At 71.2% G+C, this 18,884-nt stretch carries 13 protein-coding genes; 7 read left to right on the top strand and 6 right to left on the bottom strand.

Translation table 11 applies throughout. The annotated features are described in order from the left end of the window. Positions 1 to 2: 2 nt before the first annotated feature. Both POL72_RS28115 and POL72_RS28110 read right to left on the bottom strand, forming a co-directional pair. Entirely contained in the window at positions 3 to 485 is a 483-nt protein-coding gene (locus POL72_RS28115) for a hypothetical protein (protein ID WP_272098882.1), read from the bottom strand. Between the two features lie 176 nt (positions 486 to 661). After that, positions 662 to 1,180 carry a peptidylprolyl isomerase gene (locus tag POL72_RS28110; RefSeq protein WP_272098881.1) on the bottom strand — a complete coding sequence of 173 codons (519 nt, stop codon included), beginning with the start codon at positions 1,178 to 1,180 and terminating at the stop codon, positions 662 to 664. A 239-nt stretch (positions 1,181 to 1,419) separates the two neighbouring features. Between POL72_RS28110 and POL72_RS28105 the strand changes: the two genes are divergently transcribed. After that, positions 1,420 to 2,070: a hypothetical protein gene (locus tag POL72_RS28105; RefSeq protein ID WP_272098880.1), complete on the top strand. Its 651-nt coding sequence runs from the start codon at positions 1,420 to 1,422 to the stop codon at positions 2,068 to 2,070. 168 nt (positions 2,071 to 2,238) lie between these two features. Here the strand turns inward: POL72_RS28105 and POL72_RS28100 are convergent, their stop codons facing one another. Together POL72_RS28100 and traA are read right to left on the bottom strand one after the other, a co-directional pair. Continuing rightward, entirely contained in the window at positions 2,239 to 4,131 is a 1,893-nt protein-coding gene (locus POL72_RS28100; protein ID WP_272098879.1) for an OmpA family protein, read from the bottom strand. Continuing rightward, positions 4,128 to 6,218 carry an outer membrane exchange protein TraA family protein gene (traA, locus tag POL72_RS28095; RefSeq protein ID WP_272098878.1) on the bottom strand — a complete coding sequence of 697 codons (2,091 nt, stop codon included), beginning with the start codon at positions 6,216 to 6,218 and terminating at the stop codon, positions 4,128 to 4,130. Before traA ends, POL72_RS28100 begins: the two co-directional genes overlap by 4 nt. Before the next feature lie 431 nt (positions 6,219 to 6,649). On the opposite strand from traA, the gene POL72_RS28090 reads away from it, so the two are divergent. From POL72_RS28090 to POL72_RS28080, 3 genes are all read left to right on the top strand, one after another. Further along, positions 6,650 to 7,468, top strand: a complete 819-nt coding sequence (locus POL72_RS28090) for an SDR family NAD(P)-dependent oxidoreductase (RefSeq protein ID WP_272098876.1) — start codon at positions 6,650 to 6,652, stop codon at positions 7,466 to 7,468. A 452-nt stretch (positions 7,469 to 7,920) separates the two neighbouring features. Next, complete coding sequence (locus tag POL72_RS28085) at positions 7,921 to 9,276, top strand: hypothetical protein (protein ID WP_272098874.1); 1,356 nt, start codon at positions 7,921 to 7,923, stop codon at positions 9,274 to 9,276. Positions 9,277 to 9,521: 245 nt separating this feature from the next. After that, positions 9,522 to 9,650, top strand: coding sequence for a hypothetical protein (locus POL72_RS28080; protein ID WP_272098872.1), 129 nt, complete (start codon positions 9,522 to 9,524; stop codon positions 9,648 to 9,650). An 18-nt stretch (positions 9,651 to 9,668) separates the two neighbouring features. Here the strand turns inward: POL72_RS28080 and POL72_RS28075 are convergent, their stop codons facing one another. Beyond that, positions 9,669 to 14,084 (bottom strand): DNA topoisomerase 3, encoded by a 4,416-nt coding sequence (locus POL72_RS28075; protein ID WP_272098870.1) that lies wholly within the window; start codon positions 14,082 to 14,084, stop codon positions 9,669 to 9,671. A 230-nt stretch (positions 14,085 to 14,314) separates the two neighbouring features. Here POL72_RS28075 and POL72_RS28070 point away from each other — a divergent pair, with 230 nt between their 5' ends. Further along, positions 14,315 to 15,109, top strand: coding sequence for a hypothetical protein (locus POL72_RS28070; protein WP_272098868.1), 795 nt, complete (start codon positions 14,315 to 14,317; stop codon positions 15,107 to 15,109). A gap of 424 nt (positions 15,110 to 15,533) precedes the next feature. Continuing rightward, complete coding sequence (locus POL72_RS28065) at positions 15,534 to 17,009, top strand: pectate lyase family protein (protein ID WP_272098866.1); 1,476 nt, start codon at positions 15,534 to 15,536, stop codon at positions 17,007 to 17,009. Between the two features lie 669 nt (positions 17,010 to 17,678). Here the strand turns inward: POL72_RS28065 and POL72_RS28060 are convergent. After that, a complete protein-coding gene (locus POL72_RS28060; protein WP_272098865.1) occupies positions 17,679 to 18,089 on the bottom strand; it encodes a hypothetical protein in 411 nt (136 codons plus the stop codon). Here POL72_RS28060 and POL72_RS28055 point away from each other — a divergent pair. After that, the gene (locus POL72_RS28055; protein WP_272098863.1) at positions 18,070 to 18,813 is read left to right on the top strand and encodes a pectate lyase; all 744 of its coding nucleotides are present in this window, start codon (positions 18,070 to 18,072) and stop codon (positions 18,811 to 18,813) included. The genes POL72_RS28060 and POL72_RS28055 overlap by 20 nt on opposite strands. The last annotated feature ends 71 nt before the right edge of the window (positions 18,814 to 18,884 follow it).

Raw genomic sequence — 18,884 nt, 5'->3', positions numbered from 1 at the left:
AGCTACGGCGCGCAGGCGGTGCGGCAGGAGTCGAACGAGCTCTGGCACGCCGCCGGATCGGCGAGCGCGGGCAGGCCGCCGTCCGCGGGGAACTTCGGCGTGAGGCAGGTCTGGAGGATCGACTGGCACTTCGCGGCGCACGCCGCGAGCTTGGCCGAGAGCGCCCCCGCGTCGGCCGTGGTGGCGGTGCCGCCGTCCGTCGGCGCGCCCGCGTCCTTCGGCGCGCCCGCGTCAGGCTTCGGGGCCGCCGGGGCGGCAGGGGTCGGGGCGGCCGTCGTGGTCGCTGGAGGCGCGGCCGGGGTCGGCGTCGCGGCCGGCGCGGTCCCGGTCGCTGCGGGCGGCGGCGCCGTCGCGGTCGGCGCCGTGACGGCGCCTGGCGCCGGGGTGACCTCCTCCGGCTCGTCGCTGGACTTGCACGCCGCGATCAGCAGCGCTGGCGAGGCGATCATCACGGCGAAGGCGGCGAGGAGCTTGTGAGCGCGCATGGGTGCTTCATGCTGCGCCTCCGCCGGGAACGCAACCCTTGCGCGCTCGGCCCGCGAGGCGTGGCTCGCGAGGCGCCGTCTCGCGAGGCGCCGTGGCGAGGCGTGGCCCGCGAGGCGAGGCCTCGCGCGGGCAGGCAGCGAGGTCTCCGGCGGGAGGCTCGCTCTCGGCAGGAGGGCTATTCCGTCCTGAAGATCACGTGGAAGCCATAGCGGGTCTCCACGACGTCGCTGAGCTGCTGGATGTCGAGCTCGAACGCCGCGTCGGCGAACGGCGGCAGGACGTCGGCGCGCTCCACGGTGCCGAGCGAGCCGCCGCGCGACGCTGCGCCGGCCTCGTCGCTGTACTGCGCCACCACCTCGCCGAAGTCGGCGCCCCCACGGATCCTGTCGCGCGCCTCCATCGCGCGCAGGCACGCCTCCTCGCGTGTGCGCGTCGTGCCCTCGGCGCGATCGGCGCCGGCATAGCGGACGAGGATGTGCTTCACGCCGATCCGCGGCGGCTCGCCGGGGCGGGCCTGCCGCGGCGCGCTGGCGGCTGCGAGGCACGCTGCGGCGCTCGAGGCGCTCTCCTCGGCACGGGCGGCGCTGTCCGGAGCGGCGTGCGTCGCCGCCTGAGGGGCGCCGCACGCGGCGGCGAGCGCCGCGCCGAGGAAGGTGAGGAAGCCGAGAGGAGCGGATCGCTCGAGCTGGCGCATCGCGCCGCGAAGCATAGCCAGGCGTTCACGAGATCGGAACCTTGGATGGGGCGATGGCGGCGGCGGCGACGTGGCGTGGCGGCCCGGTGACGCGCACGGCGTCAGGCGCGGATGCACCCCCCGAGCAACCTGCGAAAGGCGGCGTGCCGCCGGGTCGGCTGGCGTCCCCGGCGCACGTCGGCTGCGTCCATGATGCACGGGGTTTGCATCGCGCGTCGCATCGCTGGTAAGAAGGCAGCATGCAGCGCCTCCTCCTCTCGGCGGCCCTGGGTGCCGCGCTCATCGCCGGTTGCAGCACCGCTTTCCGAGACAAACGCACGCCTTCCGGCGAGTTCTGCAGCGACATGCACGTCGTGCCGGCGGGCCAGCTGCCCGATCGCGAATACCATCGCCTTCAGCCGATCGCGAGCGATCCGACGGCCCGCACGGAGGCGGAGCGCCTCGAGTCGCTCCGCAAGGCCGCGTGCGGCGTCGGCGGCGACGCGGTCATCGAGGCGGTCAACGAGGAGATCCGCACCGAGGACGGCCGCTATGCCAGCGTCGCGAGCGGGACGGCGGTGATCTGGGTCCGCCGCACCGAGGGAGAGGCGAAGCCGTTGACGTTGCACCCGGCGACGCCGCCCGCCGACTCGGCCGCGCCTGCCGAGCCGGAGGCGCCGCCGGCAGAGCAGCCTGCTGCTCCTCCTGCTGCATCCGACGAGCCGTACGATGACGCGCCCGCGCCTGCGACCTCGGCCAAGCCCGGCAAGCCGGGGGCGAAGCCCCTGTCGTCCACCCCGCCGTCATCGGCCAAGCCTGCCTCCTCTGCCGCGCTGCCGACGCCCGCCCCGCCGTCGTCGGCCAAGCCCGCCACGTCATCGGCGCCCGTGAAGCCCGCGCCGAAGAAGTAAGCGCACCAGAAGACGTCAGCGCCGCGCGCGGCCTCCTACCTGACGTCCAGCTCCCCTCTCCTCCCCGAGGCGCTCGGGATCGAGCTACGCCTGCTCTTCTCGCATGCGCGCTCGACCGCCATCGAGCCCCCTTCCATCAATCTCCGTAGGCCCGAGGATCGACGCCTCCTAGCGACTCCCCCCGCCTCCAGGAGCAGGCGGCTGGCTCGACGAGGACGGCGCGGGCGCGGGTGCCGGCGCAGGGGTACCGGATCGCGGCAGCACGCCCGTATTGCTCGGAAGACCGCCCGCGTTGCCGCGGTTCGGCAGCGGCGCCGCACCGCCGGGCGCCCCGCCTGCAGGCGGAAGAGCGGATCCGCCGCTCGGCAGCACGTTCGACTTGAGGACCCCCTGCCCTGGCAGCGTGCCCTGGTTCGGCAGCGTGCCCTGGGTCTTCTGCGGCAGCACCCCGCCGGACGGCAGGAGCTGCTCGCCCCCCTCGGGCGCGCCGGTGAGCGGCTTCGCCCCCGCGGCGCCGTAGCGCAGGATGCGGAAGACGACGCGCCGGTTCTTCGACGTCATGAACTGGCAATCGGGCGACAGCTGATCGTCGTGCCCCTGGCAGCCGGTGTCGTCGTAGATCGGCTGCGTGTGCCCGTAGCCGACCGCCTGGAGCCGCGAGGGATCGACGCCCTTCGCGATCAGGTACGCCATGACGCTCGCCACGCGGCGCTGGGACAGGGCCATGTTGTACAGGTCGGTCGCGCGCACGTCGGTGTGGCCCTCGATCCGCACCTCGCGGATGTCGGGGTTGTCGATCAGCACCTGCGCGACCGCTTCGAGGGTCGAGTTCGAGTCCTCGAGGATGATGTCCTTGTCGGTCGCGAAGTGGACCTGCTCGGTGATCACGATCTCGTCGCCCCGGATGAAGGCGAGCGGACAGCCGTCCTTCCCGTGCGGACCGGCGGGCTTGTCGGGGCACTTGTCGTCGCGATCGAAGATGCCGTCGCCGTCGGTGTCCAGGTCCGGACAGCCGAAATTCTCGGGGCTCCCGGGCACGTCGGGGCAGCGGTCCGCGGCGCCGATGAGGCCGTCGCGATCCGGATCGTCGTTGTCGCGCTGCTGCAGGCGGTTGATCTCCTCCTGCTCCTGGGACGTCTTCGGCTGCCACGTGATGACGTTGAAGAAGCGGATGGAGGGCGCGCCGAAGCCGCACGCCGCGCCGAAGCTCCCGCCGAAGGTGATCGTGATGCCGTGCTTGGTCTGCCAGCGCAGCCCGAGGAGCGCCTCCGCGGGGATCTGCCCCGGGTCGTCGGGGTAGCTCGTGAGCGAGGGGTAGCCGTACACCTCGCCGATGACCGACAGGCCCCAGCTCTGAACGACGTACTGCTCGGCCGCCACGCCGAACTGCGCCATGTCGCCGACGCGCACGCCCGCGAACTGGTTGTCGGGCCGCAGCCAGATGCCAGCGTTCGCGGCGAGGAGCAGCCCGAAGTTGAACCGGTAGTCGCCGATGAGCGTCGCGCCGCCGCTCAGCGCGCCGTCGCTGGTGAACGCGTTCTGGTCGCCCGTGGGGAAGTTGAGGTTGCCCGCGATGGCCATCCCGAACCCCTCCTTGACCTGCTCCTTCCGGTTCAGGTACGGGAGCGAGATCTTCGTGGACAGGCGGAGATCGCCGACCGAGGAGCTCTTGACCGACCCCTCGGTGCCGAAGCGGCGGAGGTTGCCGCCCTCCTGGAAGAGGACGAGCGGCATGGTCATCGTGACGTCGAACACGTCGAAGAAGCCGATGCCCGCGAGCAAGGCGAGCTCGAGCCGCCCCGAGATGGCGTCGACGGCCTGCCTCGTGTCGTCGCCCGCGACGAGCAGCACGAGCGGGTCGGCCGCGATGTCGCTGTAGAGGCCGACGGTCGGCGAGAGGTTCCCGATGACCTCGGACTTCTGGACCATCACGAGATCGCGCGGGGCCGCAGCCGGGCGGAAGACCTGGGCATCGAAGCGCCCCTCCTCGGCGAGCGCGGGGCCCCCGGCGAGGAGCGCCGACAGCGCGAGGAGCGGGGCGAGCAGCGGACGCGTTCTCACGAGGCACCTCCGCTGCGCCGGCGGCGCTTTCGCTCGAGCAGCGCCAGCGCTGCGAGGGCGACGAGCCCGGCGGCCCGCGGATCGGCGCCCTTCTGGCCGACGACCGATACGCTGCAGATCTCGGCGAGGGTGCCGCCGCACGCGACGTTGTCGGGCATCGGGCCGAGCGCGCACTCCTTGGCGTCCGCCTCGTCGGTCCAGCGGCAGTGCTCGTTGCCGAGGCAGTCCAGGTTCGACTTGCAGGAGACGTCGCAGGTGTTCGTCGCGAGGTCGCAGGTGTTGCCGCACGGACACTGCGTGTCGGCGTAGCACTCGACGCACTTTTCGCCGTCGCAGTGCGGCGTGTCCTCGGCGCAGGTCGCCATGCACCCCGGGTCGCACTCGTGGGTCTCGCGGTTGCAGGTCGTGCCGGCGCACTGCTCGTCCGACGTGCAGCGCACGCAGACCGCGACCTCGGAGAACTGTCCGAAGCAGAACGGCGTGTCGCCGCCGCAGCTCTCGCAGCGCGGCCCGCAGCGCCGATCCTTGACGCACTCCTTGCACTCGCCGCTCAGGCAGTACTGGCCGTCGGCGCAATCCATGTCGTTGCGGCACGCGGCGCACGCCGTCCCGACGGGCCCGGGGAGGCAGAACGGCACCGGGGGCGACTGCGGGTCGTTCGGGTCCTCGGGGTGCATGCAGTCGACGCAGCCCTCACCGCAGCAGTTCGGCTGCGCGTTGCTCGGAATCTCGTCGACGCAGTGGCCCGTCGGGGTGTGGCACTTCTTGCCGTCGGGGCACTCGTCGTCGACGAGGCACTCGACGCACATCGCGACGCCGCCCGGCTCGACCGCGGCGCAGTTCATCTGGGCGCCGCTGATGCCGTTCGGACAGCAGTTGCAGGAGTTGCCGGCGCACCGATCGGCCGTGTCGCACGGGACGCAGGAGTGCTCGACGCAGATCTCGCCCCGCGGGCAGTCCGGGTCGATGTTGCACTCGTACTCCTCCTTGCATTCGTGCGACTCGGGGTCGCAGACGAAGCCGTCGCGGCAGTCCTCGCTGGTGCGGCACTCGGCGCACGCGCGGCTGCCGTTGAGATCGATGCAGAACGGCGTGTCGTTCAGGCAGCGCGAGCACGACTCGCCGCAGTGGAGCGCCGTGTCGCACGGGGCGCAGAGGGCGGCCTCGTTGCAGTAGTAGCTCCCAGGACAGCCGTTGTTGTTGGGCAGGCCGACGAACCTGCGCTCGCACTGCTGGCACTGGTCCAGATCCGGGAACGACGGCGAGCCGGCCAGCGTCTGGAAGAACTGCGCCGGCCGGAAGACGGTGAAGCCGTTCTCGTTCAGCTTCACGGGATCCACTTCAGCAGCGCGGTGGAAGTCATCGAACTCCCCGACGAGATAGGACATCTCGAGCGCCGCGTGCTCGGCGATCTCCGCGTAGTTGATCTCGAGCGGGTACAGGCCTGGCTTGTCGAAGGTGACGGTGTTCGTGAGGCGCCAGACCGGCAGGCCGAGCTCCGCCGGCTGGAGAAGGACCACCTTCTCGCTCGTGACGGCATCGTAAAACGCGAGGCTCACGGCATCGTCGGCGTACAGGCCGAAATGGACCGGCTTGCGGACGAGCTCCTCCGTGACGGCCAGAAACCCGCGAATACGGGAGCCATAGACGATTTTCGTACGGTCAGGGCGATCGTCCCACGGGAAGCTGCAGCCGCCGATCCCGCAATCCGGCGACATCGGCCTGAAGTCGCCGAAACTCCGCGGGGCGTCCTCGTCGCCGGGGTCCTCGTCGGCGGCGTTGTTGTTGCTCAGATCAAGGAGCGTTCGAATGGTGTACTCGAGGCGATCTTCCTTGTGATCGTCGATGAGTTTATTGGTTCCTCCTATGAAGTCGTTCATAAAGAGGTTTGCCGGCGTCTCTTGCGGCCCGCTCGGGATGACCGACGCGGCGCAGAGCCCGGTGCCCTCGACCTCCGGCAGCTCCTCAAGAGCGGGCGCCGAAACGACGACCGGCTGCGGCGTCGGCTTCTCCACCTGCGCATGCACGGGCAACGGCAACAGCGCACACAGGGCGGCCGTGGCCAGCTCGACGCATCGAATGCGCATGACTCGCTCGCGGGTCCGCTGCGCTGCCCGCGGGTCCTCAGCACCCGAAGTCGAAAGCACGCTTCACAGGCTAGCCGCTGCGCGCAGCGTTCTGCAAGAAGAAGGCGGCAAAACGCCCGCTCCTGATGTAGGGGACGGTCCTCTACCACCCGATGCTCCGACGTCCCCTGCGTGTGGGACGGCCGGCGAACCGCGCGGGCGATCGACCGCGCCGCGGTGGGCGGCATGAGCCACTGTGACAAGAACGCCACGAAATCGACCTCTCGCGCGGCGTCGGGGGGCCGCCCGTGCTGGATGACGCACCCATGGCGTTCTGATCGTCGTGGCGCGGTGCGGCGAGCAGTCCGGCGGTAACGGCCGTGGCGCGCCCGTACGCCAGGGCCAACAGCCCGCTCGCGATCAAGGGCGGCGCGGCGTAAAGGATAGCGTCCATGATCATGACCTCGGGCCTCGCCATCGTCACAGGCGCCTCGTCCGGCATCGGCGCGGAGATCGCACGGCAGCTCTCGGCGCGCGGGCAGCCGGTGCTCGCCATCGGCCGGCGGGCGCACCGGCTGGAGGAGCTCTCCGCGCAGGCGGGCGCCGCCGGGCACGCGCCCATTCACCCGCTCGAGCTCGACGTCACCACCGAGGGCGCAGCCCTCCGCGTGCGGGATCGGGCGCGCGAGCTGGGCGGCGCGGCCTGGCTGGTCAACAACGCGGGAACGACGCGGCTCGGACCCTTTCTGGAGGGCGACCCGGCGGCGCTGGCGATGCTGGTGCGACTCAACTGCGAGAGCGTCGTCGCGCTCTGCGCGGCGATCGTCCCCGACCTGGTGGCCCGCGGCGGAGGGCGCGTGCTCAACGTCGCGTCGCTCGCCGCGTTCCAACCGACCCCGGGACATGCGGTGTATGGAGCGACCAAGGCGTTCGTACTTTCGCTCTCGGAGAGCCTGGCCGTGGAGCTCGAGGGAACCGGCGTCACGGTGACAGCGCTGTGCCCAGGGCCGGTGACCACGGAGATCTTCGACGTAGGCGCGCCCGGCGTGCCGCGCAGAAAGCTGCCGTTCGAGCTCACGGCCGAGGGCTGCGCGGCCTACGCCATCGCGGCGGCCGAGCGCGGCAACGTGGTCGCCATCCCGACCGCATTGAGCAAGGCCACGGCCCAGCTCTCGCGCATCCTCCCTCGCGCGGCGCTACGCCGGCTCTCGGCACGAATAGGGCTCTCGGTCCTCGGCTATGGCGCTCGGGCGCGAGGCGTCCGAGGCTAGGACGAGAGCCCGGCTCGTCCCGGCGATGATCGAAACCAGGCTCCTGCGCGCTCCGTCAGTGTGATATCCTCCGCGCTAGCGTCGGGAACCTCGCCTTGCGGCTTCCGGGCGCGCACAAGCCCATGCAACGACAAGTACGACCTTCCGCGCTCGCTTCCCTCCTCGGTCTGGGCCTGTGCGCCAGCGGGTGCGCGCAGTTCCTCGGTCTCGACGAGTTCTCCGACCAGGCGCCGGGCGGCACGGGTGCCGGCGGTCTGGGGGGTGCTCACCCCATGGGCGCCGGCGGCGCGGGAGGCGCTGAGGAGGAGGCGCCCACGTGCACGCCGGACGCTTCGGAGGTGTGCTACGCCGGCCCACTGGGCACCAGGAACAGGGGCGCGTGCCGGGAGGGAACGCGTACCTGCGGCGCCGACGGGACCTGGGCCGCCTGTGAGGGCGAGGTCGTCCCCGCGGTGGAGCGCTGCGATGCCGCGGACGACGAGAACTGCGATGGATTCGAATGCATCGTCTGGGCAACCGGGTTCGAGCAACATGGCAGCGCCTGGCCTTTGGCCGTTGAGAGTGACGCTGAGGGAAACGTGTTCGTCAGCGCAGGCCTTTCAGGGACGATCACGATCGCAGAGGAATCCTTCTCCTCTGCGAGTGAGGTGAGCGATGTGCTGATCCTCAAGCTGAGCCCGGCCGGCGTCCCTCTCTGGGCGAAGAAGTTCGGCGATTTCGGCGTGGACGGTGTCACGGACCTTGCCATCGACTCCAAGGGAAACCCAGTTCTGATCGGCGAGAGCCCTCAGGGGGGAGTTGACTTCGGCGGTGGACCGCTTCCGGAGGGTCCGTTCATCGTCCGACTTGACGCATCGGGCGAGCATGTTTGGAGCAAAGGCTTGGGAGGCCGCGGCACACTCACCGGAATCGCCATTGACTCGAGCGACGACATCATCGTCACGGGGAGATTCAGCCTGCCCATCGATCTTGGTGAGGGACCGATCACGCCCGACGGCGAGGACATCCTCGTGGCGAAGCTCGACGGTGCCAACGGGCGCGTGAGCGGACCGGGCTACTGGGTGCGCACGTTCAATGGCTCGTCATGGTATGAAGCTGCCACTGCTGTTGCGGTCGATAGCTCGAAGAACATCTTCTTCCTCGGCTGGTCGGAGGAGACGATCAATTTCGGCACTGACAATGTGCCGCTCCGAGTCAATGGCACCCAATTTGTCGTCAAGCTGACATCGGCCGGGAAGCCCGTGTGGGCCAGAGCGTTCAACGGGCCTGGCTCAGGCCCCGCACATCCGATGGGCATCACGGTGGATCTGTCAAGCCGTCCTGTGATAGTGGGCTCGTTTTCTCAGAAGATGCAGATTGGCGAGCACACAGTAACCGGAGGAGCCGGAACCGACAGCAACGTCTTCGTGCTGCAGCTAGAGGCGACCGGGATGCCCCGATGGTTGCGCGGGTTCGGAGAGGCTGCCAGCGAACAGCACGCATTTGGAGTCACTCGGGATCCTTATGGTAATCTCGTTGTTGTCGGCACTGCCGAGGGCGAGATCGACTTCGGCAACGGCCCATTGAAAGCACAGGGACGTCAGAACGCCTTCGTCGCCAAGTTCACGCCCGATGCAGAGCTCCTATGGAATCACCTCACGGAGAACACGGGCGAAGACATGCTGCGCGTGGTCGCCACCTCACCGGACGGCGAGACGCTCATCGCGGGCACGACCACCGCTCCGCACGCCGACTTCGGCACGGGACCGCTACCCGGCACCAGCGACGGGGACCGGACGCGCCTCGTCATCGCGAAGCTGGGCCGGTGATGTTGCTCCGGGAACGGGCAGCGCTCGGTACCTCGCGCCGCAGCAACCGTAACGCTTCGCGCAGCTCGCGCGGTTAGGTCGTCGCGAAACGCCCCACTGTGGCGCGTACGCCGCTGTGCTTGCCGCCCTGCAAGCCAAGTCATCGCCTCTCCACGGGAACATCTCGCCCCGCCGGAGCCCGCAGGGTGTGGCACCCACGTTGCTTCGCTCATCGAGCACCCCGACACGGGGCCGGAGGTCATTCGATGAGCAAGATTCTGCGTGGGATCGCGGCAGGCTACGGCGCGAAGAAGCTCGGCGGCGGGTGCTTCAGCACCATCCTCATCTTCGTCCTGCTCTGGTGGGTGCTCGGCCACTTCGGCGTCTTCCGCTGAGCGCCGCCCGCGCGCCACTCAGCGCGCCCGCCCCTTCTTCCGCTGCGCCTTGCGGGCGAAGAACGCCCTCCGCGCGTCCGAGGACTTCGCGCTCTGCCGCTTCTTCACCTTCGGCGGGAGCTTCGCGAGCGGGACGTCGCTCACGACATCGCTCGCGCCGCGCGGCCCACCGAGGAGGCCGCGCGACGTGAGCGACGCGCGCTGGTACGTGATGAGCTCGCCCGCCTTCTCGAACGAGTCCTCGCGCACGCAGACGAGGCCCGCCCGCACGAGCCCGCCGAGGAGGTGCTCGAAGTCGCGCCGCTCGAGCGAGCCGTCGGCAAACGCCTCGCGGTAGAGCCGGCCTGTCGGCTGCTCGCTCTCGCGAAGCGCCGCCATGATCTTCGCGATCGCCTGCGCCTCGTCGCGGCTCGGCGCCCGGAACTCCCGCGCGGCGCAGGCGGCAGGCGCGCAGACGTCGCAGAGGCCGCAGGGCTCGCCCGTGTCCTCCTGGTCGCCGAAATGGCGGACCAGGTGGAGCATGCGGCAGCCGTGGCCCTCGGTGAACCGCGCCATCTGCACGAGCTCGGCGAGCTTGTGGCGCCGCTGCGCCTCGTAAGGCCCGCGCCAACCCGGCTCGCCCAGGGCGACGCCCCCGTCCGGATCCACGCGCGCGCCGCCGTGGATCCAGAGCTTCTCGAGCGCCTTGTCCGCCACGTCGGGATCCACTCCGAGATCACCCAGGATCGCCTCCTTCGGGCGGGGCTCGTCCGACAGGACCTCTTCGATCCGCTGGAGCATCGCCGGATCTGGGTAGTCGCGCTCGTGGAAGAACTCGTGCATTCGCCGGTCGACATACGAGTGCATCAGCACGGCCCGCGAGGGGAGCCCGTCGCGGCCAGCGCGGCCGATCTCCTGGTAATAGCCCTCGACGCTCCCGGGCAGCCCGGCGTGGACGACCGTGCGGACATCGGGCTTGTCGATGCCCATGCCGAAGGCGATCGTGGCGACGATGATCTCGGTGCTGCCGTCCAGAAAGGCCGCCTGGATCCGGTCCCGCACCGGGGCGGCGAGGCCCGCATGGTACGCCTCGGCCGGGAGATCCTCCGAGAGGCCGGCGGCGAGCGCCTCGGCCTCCTTCCGCGTCGGCGCATAGACGATGGCCGGCGTCCGGCCCTCCTGGCGGAGCAGCGCGCGCACCCGGTTCAGGCGCTCTCCCGGGCTGACCTCGAGGATCTCGATACCCAGGTTGCTCCGCCTGAAGCCATGGATGAACCGCGCCGCGGACGCGAGGCCGAGCTGCTCGACGATGTCGTCCTGCACGACCGGCGTGGCGGTGGCGGTCAGCGCGATGACCGGCGCCGGACGGAGCGCCGGGAGCCGCTGCCCGAGCATCCGGTAATCAGGGCGGAAGTCGTGGCCCCATTTCGAGATGCAATGGGCCTCGTCGACGGCGACCAGCACGGGCTTCCGGCGTGCGAGCATCTCGGGAAACCCGGGCACGCGGAGCCGCTCGGGGGCGATGAAGAGGAAGTCGAGCGCGCCTTCGAGGTAATCGATGCAGGCCTTCCGGGACTCGGCCCGGCTCCGGCCGGAGTGGATCCGCTCGGCGGCGAAGCCGCACGCCCGGAGCTTCGAGGCCTGATCCTCCATGAGCGCGATGAGCGGGCTCACGACGAGCGTCGTGCCGCCGCGGGCGATGCCGGGGAGCTGGTAACAGAGCGATTTGCCGGCGCCCGTGGGCATGACGAGCAGCACGTCGCTCCCCGCGGCCGCCGTCCGGCAGACGGCCTCCTGGTAGGGGCGGAAGGCGCTGAAGCCGAAGCATTGGTGGAGCAGCTCGACGAGATCCTCCGGCCGGCGCGCTGGCGACGAGGTGACCGCCGGCGAGGACGCGGCGCCCACCCCACGCGCCGGGGAGGACCCGACGGCCGCCGCGCGCGCGGGCGACGGCGCTACCGCGGCGGGGCGCGCCGGCGGCGACGTCGCTGCCACCGGTCGCGCAGGCGACGGCGCTACCGCGGCGGGGCGCGCCGGCGGCGACGTCGCTGCCACAGGTCGCGCGGGCATCGATGCTACCGCCGCATGTCGCGCCGGCGGCGACGTCGCTGCCGCAGGTCGCGCGAGCGACGGCGCTACCGCCACACGGCGCGCCGTCGCCCCGGCCGCCGCAGGTCGCGCTGGCGACGGCGCCGCCGCCGCGCGCGACCGCGCCTGCGCCCGAGCCGGCGCCGATGCTGCAGCCGCCGCGACCGCCTGCAGCGCGCCAGGCGATGCATCGCCCGGCCCGACCCCTGCGCTGCTGCCCGGAGCACGGCGAGGCGTCGCCTCGCGGCCTCGACCGGTCCCCGGCGCAGCGGCCGCGGCGCCGCCCCTCTTCTCGCGCGACCGCGCCTCGCCGCGCTCCTGGAACGGCGATGCCCCGACCTCCGGGGAAAGCGCACCGTCCCCTGCTGCGCGCCGCGCCCCGCTCACCTCCGCGACCACGTGGCGCACGTACGACTCGATGTCCGCCATGAACGACGGCAGATCGCCCTTGCCCCGGGCCATGCGGGCGAGCTTCGCCTCCCAGGCGCCCGTCATCGCGGGGCTCTTCACGTCCGCGTGGACGACCTCGATCAGCCCGACGCCCTTGTCGGTCGCGTGCAGCAGCTTGCCCTTGCGCACGATGTACTCGCGCCGGAGGAGCGTCTCGATGATCGCGGCCCGCGTGGCCGGCGTGCCGAGGCCCGAGTCCTTCATCGCCTCGGAGAGCTCCTTCTCTTCGAGGCTGCTGCCCGCGGTCTCCATGGCGGTGAGCAGCGTGGCCTCGGTGAAGCGCGGCGGCGGGCGCGTCTTCTTGGCCTGCGCCTCCGCGTCCAGCACGAGCTGCACCTGCCCTTTCGCGAGCCCAGGCGGGAGCCGCTGATCCGCGGTCTCGCGCTCGCCCTCGCCCGCTCCCCCGTCGCGCGCGTCGGGCCCATCACCGTCCGGTTCCGCCTTCTTGCCAGGCCTCGCAGGCGGCTTGCCGAAGCCGATGTCGAGCACCTTCCACCCGACCTTCTCCACGACGCTGCCCGCGCTGTGGTAGCGGTCCACGATCGGCTCGCCGCCGCGCGCGCCCGCGCCGCCGCGCGTGGTGATCGCGGTGATGACGGTGGTGATCGAGGTGACGTGATCCTCGTGCCACGCCGAGAGGAGGCGCCGGCAGATGAGATCGAAGATCTTCTGCTCGTCGGTCGAGAGCTCCGCGCGCGAGGAACGAGCCCCCGTGGGGATGATGGCGTGGTGATCCCCGACCTTGCCGTCGTCGACGAAGCGCTTGCCGAGCGGCCGAGCCCCCGTCCCCGGGGCGAGCATCCCCCGATACGAGCCCTCGATCGCCTGCACCACCGCGCCGAGCGTGGCCGCGACGTCCGTCGAGAGGTGCCGGCTGTCGGTGCGCGGATAGCTGATGAGCTTCCTGCGCTCGTACAGCGCCTGGGCCACCTCCAGCGTCTTCTGCGCAGAGAAGCCGTAAAGGCGGTTGGCGTGCCGCTGGAGCTCGGTCAGGTCGTAGAGCAGCGGCGGCGGGAGGCGGCGAGACTCCGATCGGACCGCCTCGATGCGCGCCTCGCCGCGCCGGGCCCGCTCGATGATGCGCCGCGCCTCCTCGCCGTCCGGCGGCAGGCGCCTCCGCGACGGCGCCGTCTCGGGCCGCTCGCCGGCGCTCGGCGGCCCGCCGGCGGCCGGCGGCTCGCCGGGGAGCGGTTTGTCGTTGAAATACGTGCCCTTGTAGGACTCGTCGGCCGCGCCCGAGCCGTCCTCCCGGAGCGGGCAGAAGGTCGCGACGACCTCGAGGTACGGCTCGGGGACGAACCGCCGGATCGCGAGCTCGCGCTCGACGACCATGGACAGCGTCGGCGTCTGCACACGGCCGACCGAGAGATCCTGGTCGAAGACCAGGCTGTAGGCGCGCGAGAGGTTCATGCCGACGAGCCAGTCGGCCCGGCTACGCCCGCGCGCCGCGTCGGCGAGGCCGTCGTAGCCGCGCGCGTCCCGCAGCCGCCGGAGCCCGTCCCGGATGGCGTCGGGCGTGAGGGACGAGATCCAGAGCCGCTCGACCGGCTTCTTGCACCCGGCCGCCTCGTAGAGGTACCGGAAGATGAGCTCGCCCTCGCGGCCGGCGTCCGTGGCGCAGACGACGCGGTCGACGTCGCGCCGGCCCAGGACCTTCCGGACGATCTCGAACTGGGCTCGCGTCCCGGGGAGGACGACGAGCGGGAACTGGCCGGGAAGCATCGGGAGGAGGTCGAGGCGCCAGCGCTTCCAGGCGGGGTCGATCTGGTGCGGCTCGGCGATGGCGACGAGGTGCCCGATCGCCCACGTGACGACGTAGCCGCCGCCCTCGAGGAAGCCCTCGGCGCGCTTCGAGGCCCCGAGCACCGCGGCGATGTCGCGGGCAACGGCGGGCTTCTCTGCGACCACGGCGATCATGCGGCGACCATGCGAAACATGCGAGGACTGCGAGCGGCGGGCGTCGTCCGCGCCTCGCGCAGGTGCGTTGATAGCGCGAGCCGCGGGCGGGCGGTATGGGGAAGCGAGCGGGCAGCGAGGCCCGCGCCCGCCCGGCGCCTTGACACGCTGGCGCCCAGCGGGTTCACGTAGTGTCTGGACGCTCGCCGCCGCGCGAGGGCGCGCGACGGCTCAGGAAGAGGGGCATCGAGATGCGAGACCTGAAGGGGATCGTCGAGGTGGAGCTGCTCGTCGAGGAGGGCGGCGCGCTCACGCCGACGCGGGAGTTTGTCCATCGAGAGACGACCTATGTCGAGGGGCGGTCGGGCCAGCGCTATGCGCTGCGCGTGCGGAACCTGACGGGCGCGCGCGTCGAGGTGGTGCCCACGGTCGACGGCCTCGACGTGCAGAGCGGCAAGGACGCGTCATTCGACGCCCGCGGCCTGGTGATCAGGGCGCACGAGTCGTTCGATTTCACCGGGTTTCGCATCAGCCACACCGAGGTCGCGACGTTCCGGTTCGGGAGCATCGAGCAGTCGTACGCCGCGCAGATCGGCAAGCCCCGCAACGTGGGTGTCATCGGCCTGGCGGTGTTCGAGGAATTCGCGCCCCCGCCGCCGCCACCCCCGCCGCCCTTCGCGCCGCCCCCGCCGGCGTTCGGCGGGCCGCAGGGCGGTGGACTGCCGCCGCCGGCTCCGGGGTTTGGACCGCCCGCGCCCGCGCCTGCTGCTCCGCCGCCAGCCCCCGCGCCGGGCGCCGCGCCGGCCCCCGCGGCGCCGAAGGGACTCGGCACGACGTTCGGCGAGCGGCGCGAGTCGCGCATCACGTCGACGCAGTTCACCCGGGCGACACCCAAGCCCGCCGCCGTGCTGGTGATCCGCTACGAGCAGCGCGACGGGCTGAGGGCGCTCGGCATCGACGTGGACGGGCTGCACCAGCGCGAGACCGCCAGCCCCTTCCCCGCCGAGACCGGCTTCGCCAAGCCGCCGCCCGGCTGGAAGGGCTGAGCGCCGGCGAAGCTCGCGGCAGACGGCTGCCGGTCAACACGCGGTTGACACGGGAGCCGTCCTTGCTGTCAAGCACGTCAACCCGGGGTTGACGTCGCGGCGCCACGACGCGCCGCGATGAGGATGTCCACGCCACGAGCGCTGCGCAGCCCCCAGCCACACACGTGAGCCGTCGGCAGGCGGGTCCGGGCAAATGGCATTGTCGTTGCTGGTCTCGCGGCGCGCGGAGGAGGCGCGGCGCCGGCCTGGTTCGGCGGCCGCCACCTCACGCGCGACCCGGACTGCGCGACGGGCTGGGCTCGAGTCGCCTCGTGCGTGCATCCAGCGCAACGACGGTGAGCCGCGCCATGCGCCGTTGTCGCCCGCGGGAGCGCGGCGCCTTCAGCGCCCACGCGAGTTCTCTCGATTCGAAAGGAATCATCTCATGAAGGCCGCCGTCCTCTCGTTCGTCCTCCTCGGTTGCACGGGTTGCACGTTCCTGGCCGGTTGCTCCCGCGCAGCGAGCTCGCCTGGCCCAGGCGATGAAGCGGCCGGACAGGGCGGCGCCGGAGGTAACACTCCGGGCGCGGGCGGCCACGGCGGCGCGACTGCAGGCGCCCAGACCGGAGCCGGCGGCGCGCCGGGAGGCGGCTCCGCCACCACCGGCTCCGCGGGCGGCACCGGCGGCTCCGCCACCACCGGCTCCGCGGGCGGCACCAGCGGCTCCGCCACCACCGGCTCGGCGGGCGGCGCCGGCGGCTCGGGACCCGTCGATGGCGTGGGTACGATCCTCAAGGTGACGAACCTCGACGCCGACGGCCCGGGATCGTTGCGCGAGGCGATCGAGACGCGGGGGCCGCGCACGATCGTGTTCGAGGTCGGCGGGATCATCGACCTGAACAAGACGCGCCTCGACATCACCGAGCCGTTCGTCACGATCGCCGGCCAGACAGCGCCCTCGCCGGGCGTCACGCTGATCCGCGGCGGGATGAAGATCCGCACGCACGACGTGCGGATCCAGCACCTCCGCTTCCGGATGGGCGACGCCGGGGCTGCGCCTGCGTCGGGGTTCGAGCCCGACGTCACGACGGACGGCGCCTCGGCGTACAACATCGTGATCGACCATTGCTCCGTGGCGTGGGGCGTCGACGAGAACCTGTCCGTCTCGGGCCCCCGCTTCGACGGTCCCGACGGCACTTCGCGCCGCGTCACCCTCAGCAACAACATCATCGCCGAAGGGCTCCTCGAATCCATCCACGAGAAGGGCTCTCATTCCATGGGCACCCTCGTGCACGACCACTGCACCGACGTCACCGTCGTCGGCAACCTCTACGCCAACAACAACGAACGAAACCCCTGGTACAAGGGGTTCGCGACCGGGGCGATCGTGAACAACGTCGTCTACAACCCCGGCAAATGGGCGATGCGCCTCGGCCCCGTCCTCAAGGAGTGGGAGAGCTCGGGCGTCACGCCGGAGCCGCCGAGCGTCAGCATCGTCGGCAACTACATGCGGCACGGCGCCAACACCTTGCCGGGCCTCCCCATGATCGGCACCAACTCGCTGGGATCCGCCTACCTCGAGGACAACATCGCCGTGGACGCCCTCGGCGCAGCGGCGCCCATCGCCTCCCCGGACATCATCGTCCTCACCGAGAAGCCCGCGTGGCCCGACGGCCTCGTGGCGCTCCCCGCAGCGTCGGTCCTCGACGCGGTGCTCGCGCACGCGGGCGCGAGGCCCAGAGACCGCGACGAGGTCGATCTGCGCATCGTCGAAGACGTCCTGTCCGGCGACGGAATGTTCGTGAACAGCCAAGACGAGGTAGGGGGCTACCCGGCGGCAGCGCCGACCTCGCGACCGCTCGACGCGCCGACCGAGGACATCGAGGGCTGGCTCGATCGCCTCGCCGACGCGCTCGAATAGCAACCGTCGCCCGCGCCGTCGCCGAGCCCCGCAGCTCGTGGCCGCCGTTCGTGGATCGAGCGCAGGTCCGGGAGCGGGGCTCGCGATGACGTCGCCAGGATTCAGATTACAGGAGGCATCATGTTGAGAGCATCAGGGTGTTCGTCGGGGAACAATCGATCATGCAAGACACAACAGGCACGGGTGGATGGAACTACACGGGGCCAGACACGATGACGATCAAGCTGTACGGCGCCGCGTGGGGAGCAGGTGGCGAGCAGCGGCGCCGGCTCGGTCAAGGTCATCTTCGGCTGCAAGGACGACCCGATCTTCTGAGCTGGAGGGCGCAGCCTGCCGGGCGCTGCGCTCGGCGGGCTCTGGACGCCGATCGTGGGCTCGCCCCCGCCCAATGCGCGCCCTCCCCCGGAGCTCAGCGGCGCGGAGCACCCGCGCGTCAACCCAATCGTCAACCGGTGTCGACCGCCTGTTGACACGCCCACCCCAGCGCGCCTCCGCGCGATGCTCGATGTCCTGCCGCGCACCCTGGATCGCCGCTTGCATTCACCTCGACGAGCTCGACGCAGAAGCCAGCTGAGCGGCGCGAAGCGCGAGTTCCTGGTTGCCACCTCGACGGGTTGCGTCGAGGAGTCGACAGCGCCGTACAAGCGCTCCCGGGCCGCGGGTCGCCCATCATGATGCCGGAACGAGAGGTAACGAGATGAGATCTGGAATGAAGTCAGCTTTCACTTTGCTGTTCGTGCTCGGCACCGTCGGAGCCATGCAGCTCGGCTGTTCAGACGACGCCGCGACGCCGGACGACGGCCAGGGAGGCAGCAGCTCGAGCAGCAGCAGCGCCGCCGCGACCGGCGGGAGCACCAGCAGCACGGGCGTCGGCGGCGGCAGCAGCACCGCCGCGACCACGAGCAGCTCCAGCACCACGAGCGGCGCGACCACGAGCAGCTCCAGCACCACGAGCAGCTCCAGCACCACGAGCGGCGCGACCACGAGCTCCAGCACCACGGCCGCGAGCACCACGAGCAGCGGCGCGGGTGGAGAGGAGCCGCTCGGCGACGAGCTCCCGATGGAGATCCCGACGCCCACGAACGGCAACGGCGAGATCAGGACGCAGACGACGGTGCTCAAGAACGCCGCCCACGGCGGGCAGGACGTCTACGACTTCAACAACCAGAAGATCGGCGTGAACAACACGGAGGACTGCGACGACGGCGAGGGCCAGAAGACCGTGTTCGAGGTCGAGGACGGCGTCACCGTGAAGAACCTCATCATCGCCGGCGGCCTCCCCGGCGGCAACGGCATCGTCTGCAAGGGTGACTGCACGCTCGATCACGTCTACTGGGAGGATGTCTGCGAGGACGCCGCGACCAACAGCGCCGACGGGGCGACGATGCGCATCAACAGCTCCATCGCGCTGCACTCGGCCGACAAGATCTTCCAGCACAACGCCAAGGGCGGCTCCACGACCATCGTCACGAACTCGTACATCGCCGACTTCGGGAAGCTCTGGCGCTCGTGCGGCGACTGCACCGCGAACGGCGGCCCGCGGCACCTGATCCTCGACAACGTCAGGGTGGACCGCGTGAAGACGACGGTCGCGGGCGCGAACCAGAACTACGGCGACACGGTCACGATCACGAACCTCTACGTCAAGGGGGGCTACGACGCGGGCGACGACAAGCCGAAGATCTGCCAGGAGTACAAGGCCGTCACCGATCACATGGGTGAGTCCGAGAAGCTCCACGGCGGCGCGAGCCAGTGGGGCACCGCAACGTGCCGCGTGAGCAAGAGCGACGTGAAGAGCTGGTGATCGTGCGAGGGGCAGCGCGCGCCGGCGTCGCTGCCCCGGGCCCCCCGGCGCAACCCGCCGGCGCGGACCGC

The sequence above is a fragment of the Sorangium aterium genome, assembly GCF_028368935.1.
In the GTDB taxonomy this organism is placed as follows: domain Bacteria; phylum Myxococcota_A; class Polyangia; order Polyangiales; family Polyangiaceae; genus Sorangium; species Sorangium atrum.
The sequence above is the reverse complement of the archived record's forward strand: the minus strand, read 5'-3'. Positions and strand labels throughout refer to the sequence as shown.